The sequence below is a fragment of the Paraclostridium sp. genome, assembly GCF_051656405.1.
Classification (GTDB): Bacteria; Bacillota; Clostridia; order Peptostreptococcales; family Peptostreptococcaceae; genus Paraclostridium.
Window position 1 is genome coordinate 1 of the sequence record NZ_JBOGBV010000043.1, and the last position, 13,046, is coordinate 13,046.

The 13,046-nt window shown below is 27.5% G+C and carries 11 protein-coding genes; 2 read left to right on the forward strand and 9 right to left on the reverse strand.

The annotated features are described in order from the left end of the window. From ACRDDE_RS05930 to ACRDDE_RS05940, 3 genes are all read right to left on the reverse strand, one after another. The coding region (locus tag ACRDDE_RS05930) for a glycyl radical enzyme domain-containing protein (protein ID WP_438626261.1) at window positions 1–161 on the reverse strand (161 nt) is incomplete at its 3' end. 162 nt (window positions 162–323) lie between these two features. Then, complete coding sequence (locus ACRDDE_RS05935) at window positions 324–1,715, reverse strand: YfcC family protein (RefSeq protein ID WP_438626227.1); 1,392 nt, start codon at window positions 1,713–1,715, stop codon at window positions 324–326. 219 nt (window positions 1,716–1,934) lie between these two features. After that, window positions 1,935–2,543, reverse strand: coding sequence for a DedA family protein (locus ACRDDE_RS05940; RefSeq protein ID WP_438626228.1), 609 nt, complete (start codon window positions 2,541–2,543; stop codon window positions 1,935–1,937). Window positions 2,544–2,820: 277 nt separating this feature from the next. Here ACRDDE_RS05940 and ACRDDE_RS05945 point away from each other — a divergent pair, with 277 nt between their 5' ends. Next, the gene (locus tag ACRDDE_RS05945; RefSeq protein ID WP_025162740.1) at window positions 2,821–3,039 is read left to right on the forward strand and encodes a hypothetical protein; all 219 of its coding nucleotides are present in this window, start codon (window positions 2,821–2,823) and stop codon (window positions 3,037–3,039) included. 42 nt (window positions 3,040–3,081) lie between these two features. Here the strand turns inward: ACRDDE_RS05945 and ACRDDE_RS05950 are convergent, their stop codons facing one another. The 4 genes from ACRDDE_RS05950 to ACRDDE_RS05965 all read right to left on the reverse strand — a co-directional run bounded on the left by ACRDDE_RS05950 (window position 3,082) and on the right by ACRDDE_RS05965 (window position 8,420). Further along, window positions 3,082–4,752 (reverse strand): dynamin family protein, encoded by a 1,671-nt coding sequence (locus ACRDDE_RS05950; protein ID WP_438626230.1) that lies wholly within the window; start codon window positions 4,750–4,752, stop codon window positions 3,082–3,084. Then, window positions 4,745–6,418, reverse strand: coding sequence for a dynamin family protein (locus ACRDDE_RS05955; RefSeq protein ID WP_438626232.1), 1,674 nt, complete (start codon window positions 6,416–6,418; stop codon window positions 4,745–4,747). The genes ACRDDE_RS05950 and ACRDDE_RS05955 overlap by 8 nt, the downstream gene beginning before the upstream one ends. Before the next feature lie 160 nt (window positions 6,419–6,578). Continuing rightward, on the reverse strand, window positions 6,579–7,463 hold the full coding sequence (locus ACRDDE_RS05960; protein WP_021429490.1) for a sigma-70 family RNA polymerase sigma factor: 885 nt from the start codon (window positions 7,461–7,463) through the stop codon (window positions 6,579–6,581). A 411-nt stretch (window positions 7,464–7,874) separates the two neighbouring features. After that, window positions 7,875–8,420: a type I restriction enzyme HsdR N-terminal domain-containing protein gene (locus tag ACRDDE_RS05965; protein ID WP_438626233.1), complete on the reverse strand. Its 546-nt coding sequence runs from the start codon at window positions 8,418–8,420 to the stop codon at window positions 7,875–7,877. 349 nt (window positions 8,421–8,769) lie between these two features. On the opposite strand from ACRDDE_RS05965, the gene ACRDDE_RS05970 reads away from it, so the two are divergent. Beyond that, the gene (locus tag ACRDDE_RS05970; protein WP_438626235.1) at window positions 8,770–9,627 is read left to right on the forward strand and encodes a CAP domain-containing protein; all 858 of its coding nucleotides are present in this window, start codon (window positions 8,770–8,772) and stop codon (window positions 9,625–9,627) included. Between the two features lie 90 nt (window positions 9,628–9,717). Here ACRDDE_RS05970 and ACRDDE_RS05975 read toward each other — a convergent pair whose 3' ends face one another. Both ACRDDE_RS05975 and ACRDDE_RS05980 read right to left on the reverse strand, forming a co-directional pair. Continuing rightward, window positions 9,718–12,351, reverse strand: coding sequence for an ABC transporter permease (locus tag ACRDDE_RS05975; protein WP_438626237.1), 2,634 nt, complete (start codon window positions 12,349–12,351; stop codon window positions 9,718–9,720). Further along, window positions 12,351–13,031, reverse strand: a complete 681-nt coding sequence (locus tag ACRDDE_RS05980) for an ABC transporter ATP-binding protein (RefSeq protein ID WP_438626238.1) — start codon at window positions 13,029–13,031, stop codon at window positions 12,351–12,353. Before ACRDDE_RS05980 ends, ACRDDE_RS05975 begins: the two co-directional genes overlap by 1 nt. Window positions 13,032–13,046 lie beyond the last annotated feature (15 nt).

Below are 13,046 nucleotides of genomic sequence, written 5' to 3' on the forward strand. Positions count from 1 at the left end.
CCTTCATTCATATCACATAATATTTTTCTATCTAAATAAGACTTTGTTTCTTCGCTTATTTTTAAAGGCGCTAAAGAATCTTCTGCTAATCTTGCCATATTAGCTCTTTTTTCATGATATTGCATATCCATAGAGTGTAATATTTGTTCTATACTGTTCATTATTTAGTCCCCCATTATTTTATATTTATTATGTCAATTCTACCACACTAATAAACATTTGTTAATAGCAATAAACATTTATTTATATTTTTTATAATTTAATTTTATTATGCACTTAAATAAAAGTAGCAGCTTAACTATATCGATAAGCTGCTACTTTTATTAAAATCCTATGTATAATCCAATTGTTAAAAATGCTATACACACTACAATTATTGCTCCTATTAATGGAGCTATATATCTTAACCATTTAGACCATGGTATTTTAGCAAATGCCAGGGCTCCCATTAAAACACCTGATGTTGGTGTAATTAAATTAATAATACCAGTTCCAAATTGATACGCAGTTATTATTAACTGACTAGATACTCCAACTAAATCTGAAAGTGGAGACAATACAGGTATTGTAAGTGATGCAAGTCCTGAAGATGATGGTATTAAAAATGCTAATACAGATTCTAGCGCAAAAGATAAATTAATAAATATAAATTTAGGCAATCTACTTAATAAATCAGCTGAATAATTTAATAAAGTATCTATTATGTGTCCATTCTGAGCTACTATAACTATACCACGAGCTAATGCAATAGCAAGTGCTGCAGATATCAAATCTGAAGCTCCATTTAAAAATGAATCAACTATTTCATCTTGCTTAAGACCTCCAAATATTCCTGAAAAAATTCCTATCATACAAAATATCATAGCTATCTGAGGTATGTACCAATCTAAATTTAAAACACCATAAACCATCATGCACATTCCACCTATAAATATAACTAAAACAATACCTTCTTTTCTTGTAAACTGCTTTATTGATGAATCCTCTACAATAAATTCACCTTTATTTTTTTGGTCATAGTCATACACAATCGACTTTTTAGGATCTTTCTTAACTTTATGGGCATGTAACATAACAAAACTTATTGAAAGTGCCATCAATACCAAAAATATTAAACTTCTATATCCTATTCCAGATCCAGGTGTTATATTAGCTAGAGCCTGTGCAATTCCAACTGAAAATGGATTTATAGTCGATGCTATCACACCTGTTCCCGAACCTATAAAAACTGTGCTTATCGCTGTTAAAGAATCATATCCTAAATTCATCATTAGGGGTATAAATATCATATAAAATGGAAGGGTTTCTTCATTCATGCCAAAAGTAGATCCCCCTAATCCAAATAAAATCATAGAAACTGGTATTATCAACACTTGTAGTTTATTAAGCTTTTTGACAGTATGGTTAATTCCGGATTCTATAGCTCCTGTTTTATTAACTATTCCAAAAGCGCCTCCTACAAGAAGTACGAACCCAACTACTTCAGCAGCATCAATAAATCCATCTATAGGAGATTTGAACACATCTTGAATTCCCTGAGGATTTGGTGCTACCTGTCTATATGTTCCTGGTTTTACTACCATTCTTCCATCTACATTTATTCTTTGAAATTCCCCACTTGGAATAATCCATGTAAGAATAGCAATTACTACAATAAGTAAAAATATTATAGTAAATGTATGTGGTATGGTGATTTTTTTCTTAAGTTTACTCATTTCCATTTCTCCTATTTTTTTACATTTTAAATTTTATGTAGAATTATATCATAATTTGTAGAAGAAATAACTATACTTTTAAAATTTAGAAATAGTCTAAACTTTCACCAATTTCACATTTATTATAAATTTTCACTAATAAAAATTAATACTCAACTAAAATATCACATGTATGTATTTTATAATCATAATTACTTTAGTTTTAATCAAAAAAAGACACTACGTGTCTTTATGAGTTTTTTTTATTCTACTTTTTATTATATAAACTATCGTAAATATAACGACTATTATACATACTAATAAAGAGTACTGTTTCAATATAGTTGTTATAATATGTATTTTATGTCCTAGCAAGTATCCTGCTGAAATTAAAGCCAAGTTCCATATTCCAATACCTATAGTTGAGTAAATTATAAAGGTTATTATATTCATTTTTATAACCCCAGCTACTATAGAAATAAATGTTCTAGCTACTGGAACTACTCTTGAAATCATTACAGATATTTTATCGTATTTTTTTATCCATGAATATGACGACATTACAGATTTTTCAGTCTTAGGAAACTTCCCTATTATAATTTCAATTAAAGGCTTCCCAAATTTATATCCTAAATAATAATTGACTATACACCCAGTTATTCCTCCTAATATGGATATAGTTACTACTTGTGCAAAATTCATATTATATTTAAATGCAAATATCCCTACTAATGGTAAAACTAATTCACTTGGTAGAGGAAGGTTTGCATATTCTAATGCTACTACAATAAAAATACTAATTAATCCATAGTTTATTATAAACTCTTCAACTAATGACCTAAACTCCAACCTCTCCACCTCTTTTACTAAACTTTCTAACTACTGTGTTTTAAACAGTACTATATTTACTATCATATCATAGCTAGACTAAATATATCAATATTATATTTTTACCCCATATTTTATAATCATAATTATAATTTAGTTATTATAGTTTTGAACTTTAGGGATTTATATAATTTTTTCTCGCATATTGTATTTATTAATTCTTTGAAATTTCAGACTATAGGTTGTACAATTTAATTATAGGAACATATATTTATAAACTTTGTGGGGGGGTTTCTATATGTCTATATTTTTTTTAATTTCTTTTATGATTTTTTTAATATATTTTTTATCTATGGTTTGTATAAGGTATAGTTATATATCTAATTTAGCTATAAAAAACAAACTTGATTTTAATTCATTTTACATAAGAAACAATATTTTAGCATATGATACAGGGTTTAATAAAATTACAGATAATATAGCATTTTCATTATATAAAATATATAATAGATGTTAGCCTAAAAAAAGCGTTAATTAAATTTAATTAACGCTTTTTTTGTTAAAGTTTATCTATATATTCCTTCAAATCAGCTTGAAGTTCTTCTATTTCGTATTCATTCATACATACATCTTTTGAATTTTCAAATATTCCTTGATCTATTCTTATAATTTCTTTACTAGCTTTTTCGTATATATCTATTAATATATTTTTTATCTCAAATTTTATATTGTCTTTGAAACTTTCTATATCTTCTATTATATCTTTATTCATCTGATCTTGTTTTAACTTATCATATAATACTTTTCCAATTCCCCCAGTTACAGTACCTGCTAAAAGAAGCGGCGGACAATAAGTAAGCATCGCTGCCCCTATTGTTACACTTGGAGCAGACGCAGATAAAGCAGCTGCATATACAGCTAGTGCACTACCCGATGTAGCTCCAAGCAAAGCCCCTGTTCCAATAGTTGCTAACATTTCGTTCATATCTATTTCTTCTTCATTTAATTTAACCTTAGGTAAATCTATATTGTAATCTCTATAGTTTATGTCTTTTATAAACTCTTTTATTTTATTATTAGTAAGGCTATTAACTTCTTTTATACACTCATTCCACTCTTTAAAAAACAATTCATCTAACTTTACTTTTTCATCATTTATAACATTATTTATATAGCTATCATTTATATATTCTCTAGCTATATCCATATTTTTATTTATTCGATGTATTTCATCTTCTAAAAAGCTTTTATCCAACCATTCATTTATCTCAAAATCCATCTTAGCTTGTATATAATCAAACTTTCCATTTAATAAGTTTTTGTGATTTGATAATTCTTGTGATAGCATTTCTAATGACTTTAAGTATTCATAATGATACACCTTTTCTTTGTGTTTTAAAGCTTCTATAGATGAGTTTACACTTTGAAGTTTTATTTCATCATTACTAGTTCTAATACTTTTTAAAAATTCCATTAATGATAAAAAGTTTCTTTTTAATTCATCTGAGTATTCTGATACTAAGTCGTGTTCTTTTGCTACAGCATTTTTTATTATATTATTTTGATATTCTAAATGAGATGATATTATAAAAAATTTATCTATATATAAGTCATATTCATCTTCTATATACGCTAAAACTTCTTGATGATTATCATGTAGCAAATCTCCTTTGTTTAATACTCCAACTATAGGTTTACCATAAGATGAAATTAATTCTACAGAATCTTTTATATCTTCTTGCCCTATGTGGGTTGAATCAAAAACATATAATATTATATCGGCATTTTGTATATATTTTATAGATTTATTTTCATTTTCTGATGTAATACTTTTTAATCCAGGAGTATCTACTATGCTAATATCTTTTAATACATCTGAATTTATACCTATATTTATGCAGTTTTGATCTATATCATAAGTTTCTTCTTCATTATAAAAAATATTTATAATTGATGATGTAGCTTCTAATACATCTACCTCAGAAACCTCCTTGCCTACAATGGCATTAACTAATGTAGATTTTCCTGACTTAACTTCTCCCATAATCGCTAATTTTAATTGGCTATATGGTTTCTCTAACAAAATATCAAAATTATTCATAACTTCTTCTAGGTTATGTTTAATAATCTTTTTAAAAGGTATATTTTTTTCTTTCATTAAATAATTTCTAACTGGAGATTCTATAAAAGTGCATCTAGCTTCTTCAATATAATTATTTAAGTTACCCAACATAATCCCCCCATTTTTTTAAAATATTATCGATATCATTAACTTGCCTTAAATGTTCTTTTATTATCATATAATCTGTGTATTTTCTTCTAAATGCTTTGGTAGATTTATTAATTATATCTTTTTCTATACTGTTTAATTGGCTATCTAAATAATTTAATAAATTTGACCTTAATTTATTCCTTTCATCTATAATTAAGTACATATTTGTTTCGTAATTTTTTATTTTTTTTAATTTAGTTAAAAGAGCAATTTCTTTATATTGATTTTTTTCTTCTTTTATTAAATATTCAATATTTAATATTTCTTTTGACTTGCTTATATTTACATAAATATGGTTTAAGTCACATGTTTCATCACAACATAAAATTTTTTTATTTAAACTTAAATACATATTATTAAGTTCTATTTCTAGTAAGTTTTCTAAATCTTTTAATTGAGTGTAAACACCATTAGTTTTTAAATTTTCAATATTTGTACATATATTTATTTTCTTTTCAAAATATGATTTTAACTTTTCAATTTCATAATTTATACTTCTTTTTATCTCGTCAAATTTGTATAAATCCTCATATAAATCTCTTTTATAAATATTGATTAGTTTTTTTAAATATTCGCCACTAATTTTTAAATGCATATACTTTGACTTAATTTGCATTTTTTCTGAATTTATTTTAAAATTGCTATCTATACTATTTCTTAGTTCGTCTATATTGCTTAAATTGGTAAGTTTCTTATCATTGCTTATATATCCATCAATTGCTTCTTTTGAAGATACAAAAACTATATCTACAAAATAGTTTTTATATAAATTTTTGACCTCTTTCTTAACTTTTGATAAATCATTGTCTTTATTTCTTATCTCATCGACTTTGTTCACTGCACAAATTATATTATTATAATCATCGCTTAATATATAATTTTCATTCAATTCAACTATCATATCATTACTTGATTTTGAAACTATATTCTTTGCATCTAAAACCCATATAATGCCATCTGCTCTTTTATAATAATCAACCATTCGTTCTTTAGTATTTTTTAGTAAGTTTTGATTTAAACCAGGAGTATCTACTATAATAAAATCATTTAAAACCCCACTTTTGTTTATATAATGCTTTACCTCTACAATATTATATTTATATAAATATTTTTCTTCTAAAGACTTTTTACACTCCTTTAAATCATAAATACTTAAATCATTATTCTTCTTTATTTTCTCAAATTTGTCTTTTATAACTTTTTTTGAGTTCTTAACTTTTTCTTCTTCTTCTTCCAAAATTGATAGCCCTTCATTATAATCATAAGATTTCGTTTCATATCCACGTACAATATCCATTTTTTTTGAATCAGATGATGCTACTATATCTAATCTCCATGTGTTTGGAATATCTTTTGTCTCTAATTTATTATCTTTTATCAATGAGTTTATTAGAGTTGATTTGCCATATTTCCCAGGCCCCATAACAAATAATAAAAATGGTTCTTTAAGTTCAATTATACTTTTAGAAATTATATTTATTTCTTTTTCAATTTCAGCTATAAGCTTATACGTTTTACTTGACTCTAAAAAAGATTGTATCTTCATACTTTTTAGATTATCTTTAATAATTTGAATATCCGAATGAATTTCCTTATAAACTTTTTCTCTATTTGAATAATACATAGCATCAATCCTTGAAATAAGTTTTTTATATACTTTACATTATATTAATATACATCCTATTAATATAACTTACTTTCTAAAACTAATTGCCTTAAGCGTAAAAAAGCTATGTAAACATTTAAATAACGTTTACATAGCTTTTTGCGTAAATAGATATATTTTAATAAAAATGCTTTAATTGCTTTAATCTACTTGGATGTCTCAACTTTCTTATAGCCTTAGCTTCTATTTGTCTTATTCTTTCTCTAGTAACGCCAAATACCTTTCCTATTTCCTCTAACGTCTTAGGTATATCATCATCTAATCCAAATCTCATTCTAAGTACTCTTTGTTCTTGTTCGCTTAGTCCAGTTAATAGTTCTTCGATTTTCTCTCTTAGATTATGTTGTTCTACTTCATGCATAACTACATCTCCAAAATATGCATCTGAAGGTATAAACTCAACTAAACTACTATCTTCATCTTCTTTTATAGGTGTATCCAATGAAACTATGTTTTTATCTCGTTTAAGTAAATCTATTATTTTCTCTACTTCTATCTCACATGCTACGGCTAACTCTTCTATTTTAGGTTCTCTTTGTAGCTCTAGTGATAATTCCTGTTTTTTTCTTTTCACAAAGTTAATTCTTTGATGAAGATGGACAGGTATTCTAATAGTATTCTCACAATCATCTATGTATCTAGTTATACTTTGTTTTATCCACCATGTAGCATAAGTACTAAATTTATATCCTTTTTTATAATCATACTTTTCTACAGCTTTTATAAGTCCTATATTTCCTGCTTGAATTAAATCAAGCATATCGATATTTTCTTTTCTATATTTTTTAGCAATACTAACAACTAATCTGTAATTTGCATTGATAAATTCTTCCTTAGCTCCTATAAATGACTCATCTATTTTTTTAGCTAATTCAACTTCCTCTACCGCAGACAACATTTTGTACTCTTCAATTTCTTTTAAGTACATTTTCATAGCATTTGATGAATTTGATGAATCACTGTAAATGTAATTTTCATAAGTATGTTCTCTTTTAGCCCCCATAATCTACCCCTTCTATCTCTAATAATTTGTTAATCAAATTTAAAAAGTGTCTGTAGTTTCATCCTCATGTTAATAGTATGTAAACTTTTCTTAAAAAATACTTTTTAGTTGTCAACAAATTCCTATATCTATTATTCTACACTTACATATCAAATTCCTTGATTTTTTTTATATTTTTTTAAAATAATATTTTATTAACTACAATATCACTATAAAGAACAAAAGACTGCACAATGTGCAGTCTTTTACCCTCGAACGACAAAGTCAAATCCCTATTAATAAGTCCAATAATAATCTTGCCCCTATATTACGGTAAAATATTAATGAGATTATAACAGATTTATAATACCATTAATAAAAGGGTTTAGTCAAGCTAAACCCTCATATCATCGCAAATTTAAGCATATTTTATTATTTATTGTCGTGGTTACATCCGCAACTTCCACCACAGCATTCATGGTCTTCACCATGACTATGTCCTCCGCAACATTCATGATCTTCATGGTCATGATCTTCTCCACATCCACAATCATGAGATGATTCATGCTCTTTTACTAATTCTTCCATTTCGAAGAACTCTTTTACCATCACATCATACTCTGGAAGTGATTCTTCTGTACCATATTCTTCACCAGTCCAATTTGCATACATCATTTCATTTCCATTAGTTAAAACAGCTCTTCCTGCTAAAGTTATATTATCTACATCTTCTAAGAAATCTACCGCTTCTTGAGCTACTTCCCCTTGTAACGGAGTTTCTTCATCTAAACATTTTATAATCATAACAGGAGCGTAAAAATCTTCATTATCTTTTACGTTTACCATTATGTCTATTACACCTTCTGCACCTTCTTCAAATTCTGATAACGCTACATCTGTATCTATCATCTCTTGTGGAACAAATAAATCTTCCATTAAGTATTTTATAACTCTATCTTTTACTAATTCTTTTGACATAGTAATTCTCCTTTCATCTTTTGGTAATTTTACCTTTTAATAGTATACCATTTTTTTTAAAATTTAACTAAATTTTTTGCTATTTGTATGTGAATTTAAAGGTTTACTGCTTTTATACCCATCAATATAGTTTTTACTCTATTTTTGTATATATACTCTAATTTTTACATTATTGTAATTTATATATAGTATTTACATAACTTAACAATGCATAAATGCTAGGCTTTATGATACTATAGTTACATCCAAGATATAGGCGCTGGGGGTAGCGCATCTTGTAGGTTACAATTCGGTAACATTTTCAAATAATTCATTTATAAAACTATAACATTAAAGAGGTGACTTAATTATGAATATCAAAGTTAAAACATTATTATCATTAGGTGTAGTATCTATAATAGGAGTTTGTTCTACACTACCTATTAATGCGGCATCAAATGAAACTGTATCTAAAAAAGTTTTTTGCGACAATAAAAGTTACGAGGAATACTTATCTGTAAATGTAAATGGTAAAGACTGTGCAACACCTATAAAGCCTTTACACTATTTAATACAAGATATTTTAAATAATAAAGGGAAGTGCCCTACTGCCACTTCACCAAGTAAACCATCTACTCCTAATGTAGATAACAATAATACTGAATCTAAACCTAATTCAAAACCAGAAGGTAATACAGATTCTAATGCAAGTAAACCATCTACTCCTGATGTAGATAATAATACTGGATCTAAGCCTGATTCTAAACCAGAAGGCAATACAGGTTCTGATCAGGAATCTAAACCTGAAGAAAAACCTGAACAACTTTCTAATCCATCTGGTAACTTTGCAAGCTTCCAAAAAGAAGTATTAGATTTAGTTAATAAGGAAAGAACAAGCAGAGGGCTTCAAGCTCTTAAGTTTAACTCTGAATTATCAAATGTAGCTACTTTAAAATCACAAGACATGATTGATAAGAACTACTTTGACCATACATCACCAACTTATGGTTCTCCATTTGACATGATGAAGAAATTCGGTATAAGCTATACTTCAGCTGGAGAAAATATAGCTATGGGACAAGAAACTCCACAAGAGGTTATGAATGCTTGGATGAATTCTGATGGCCATAGAAAAAATATACTTAACCCAGATTTCACTGAACTAGGTGTTGGTATAGCTGCAAAAGGTTCTTCTTTATACTGGACACAAATGTTTATAGGTAAATAATATAAATAAATAAAAAGCCTATATATTAAATTATTTAATAATTTAACATATAGGCTTTAGTTATGTTAATTTTGTAAATTACGTCTAATTTTATACTATTTCATTTTTTATTTCTTCTACTACATTACTTTTTTTAACGCATGTTGAAGAAAAATAATATGATAAGAAAATCGATGCAATTAAAGTTATTGTATACATTAGAATTACTCTCGCTGGGAAAACAGATATAAACTCTCCCCATGTGATTATTGTTAATCTTAGCATAACCCAGCAAATAAATAATACTATTGGTATACTAACTATAATAGGTGTTGCAGCAAAAAATAATCCTTCTAGAGTCAGTATTTTGTTTAATCCATTTGGCGTTAACCCTACTGATCTAAATACAGCAAATTCTCGTTTACGTAATCTAAGATTATTTGAAATGGTAGAAAATGCGTTAAATATACCAATCAAACCAATCATTAAAGCTATAGCAAAAATGCTAATAGATACGGATTTTTGAACTAGTGCATCATGATTCTTTTCTTCCAACAGACTCCATATACTAAAATCATCAGATCCAAGATAAGAGCTACAAATCTTATTTAGTTCTTTTTTTACACTTGGACTAGCCTTATCCCCCACAAACAAATCAATTCCCATAACGCTGTATTCAAGCATACGTTCTGGCATAAACTTACTAACTGTTTGCTGATACGTTTTCATAGGAACTATAAATGCTACACTATATCCACCCATTTTCAAATCACTTGGAGAAACTTCTGTAACAGCGCCTACTTTAGTATTAAATTTATAATTTGTATTCATATCATTTTCTACTTTTTCATGTAATATTAACTCATCACCCTCTTTTATATTTAATAGTGGTATTTTTTGTGTGACTTTTGAGTTATTTGGTGTATGGTATGTGCCATCTAATAATATACCTGTAACTGCACCCTCTTGATAAAATTTATCAGGATCTATACCAATTTCTTTACAGTATTTTTTAAATGACTCATCACTTAATCCAACTAAATTTGTTATAATTCTATACTTTCCATTTTCCTTCAATACATTATATTTAAAACTTACTTCATCAAATCCCCCAGATTTAGAAAAAACATCTGATTCCTGTTGTTTTGTTACATAAGTTGAAGCACGTACTTGTCTTCTAACTACACTATCCTTAACTTTAGGTAGCGAAATAATTTTATTTATCATATCATCACTTGGTTCATCAAGAATATTTAGATTAATCGTCATATCATATTTTGTCATTTGATCATTCTTAGACTCAGCTAAATTTAATATAGATATAATACTAATGTAGCCCACTGTTAATGTGAAACACATTGAAATAGACAAAACAGCAGTACGTAAACTTCTTTTATTAGCTGCAAATTGTACTTTTGCTAGCTCGCCTTCTATCCCAAATATTTTATTGATTATTGGGTAAGATTTTTGTTTTTTAAGTTTTATATTATTATTGTTTTGACGTATTCCAACAATGGCTGATACTTTCGCTACTTTCCTTGCTGGAATATATGCCGATATTAAAACAGTAATCAACGATATAATAATGGCAAAAGCAACTACTACCCATGAGAATGTAATATCTATCTTTCTAAAATTCTCTGTAGCACTAAGAATTTCATTAACTTTAAAGACAACTATATGACTAAATAGATATCCTATCATAATACCTATTGGTAATTGAATAATCCATAGTACAAACCCTTCATAGAGTACAGAATGCTTAATTTGTTTTGGAGTTGCACCTAAGCTTTTTAATACTCCTAGTTGCTTAATCCTGCTATTTGTGGATAAAGAAAATGCATTATATATAATGAGGATAAATGCTCCCATAACTAGTAAAGTCATTATTATTATGGTTGCTAGTATTACTATAGCTTCAATATTTGTATTATTTTTATCGTTAATTCCATATAAGCTTAGCAAAGGTGTATTATAAAGAACATTATATTTGCCATATTCATCTTGTTTTAATCCCGTAGATTTAGCTATGTTAGGCAATGTATCATAAATTTTACGAGGTTTCTCAAATCTCATATAAACTGTAAGTTCGTCTTTAGGCTTTATTTGTGAATGGTTTAAATATCCCATTGCAATATATCCAGGATATGCACAACTCCCAGAAACATCTATTTCTCCAACTATTGTATAATCCTTAGTTTCTATTTCCTTGAAAGTCTCACCTGATCGTTTATTATCTTGAGTTTTAATTTTTTTATTACCTAACATACGATTCCCTGTGGGAATAGTCAATTTATCACCAATTTTGTACGAAGGATTATCCAAGAAAAATAATTTAGATACAACAATCTCTCCAGATTTTTGAGGAAGTCTACCTTTTGTAAGTGTGTTTTTTAAGCTCATATCAGACCAAAATTTTTCATCTGCATCTCTCATTAATAGATACGGACGTTTTGTATCAGAAAGCTTAGCAGTAATCCACTGTCCTTTAATCATAGTAGCTTCAACTTCTGGATTTTCTGTTACATATTTTAATTTATCACCTGGTATAGATTCAAATAATTCACCATGCCAGTATCCTCCATTTTCAATTATTGTGCTTACTTTTGACTCCCATAAAGTATGTAAAAATATACATAGTGAACATAAAAGTGATGAAGCAATTGTAATAGCAAAGATTATAGAAATTGTATGTCGCTTATTTTTTTTCAAATGGTTATATGTATATTCATTCATTATGTTCATTACTTAATCACCTCATCTGACACAATTTCACCATCATCGATTCTAATCATCCTATCTGCTGATAATGCAATTTTTTCGTCATGAGTAATCATTATAATAGTCTGGTTATACTCTTTATTTGAAATTTTTAACATCTCAAGAATACTTTCAGAATTTTTTCTGTCAAGGTTTCCAGTGGGTTCATCTGCTAGGATAATAGATGGTCTATAAATTAATGAGCGACCGATAGCAACCCTTTGCTGTTGACCTCCTGAAAGCTGATTTGGTAGATGATTAATCCTTTCACTTAAACCAAGCATTTTTACAATCTTATCAAACTCTTCTTTTTTGGGCTTTCTGCCATCTAAAAGCATTGGTAATAATATATTTTTTTCAACATTTAATGTAGGTATAAGATTGAAAAACTGATATATTAGACCTACTTTTCTTCTACGAAATAAAGCTAGTTCAGTTTCATTCATTGATGAAATATCAGTGTCCTCAATATATATTTTTCCACTTGTAGGTTTATCCACGCCCCCTAACATATGTAGTAGTGTAGATTTCCCTGAACCACTTGCTCCAATTATTGAAACAAATTGTCCTTTGTTTATGCTCAAATTCAAATTATTAAGTGCAGTGACCTTCGTATCTCCCATTCCATAGGATTTTGTAAGATTTTCAGTTCTTAGTATTTCCAAGATATTCTCCCCTTT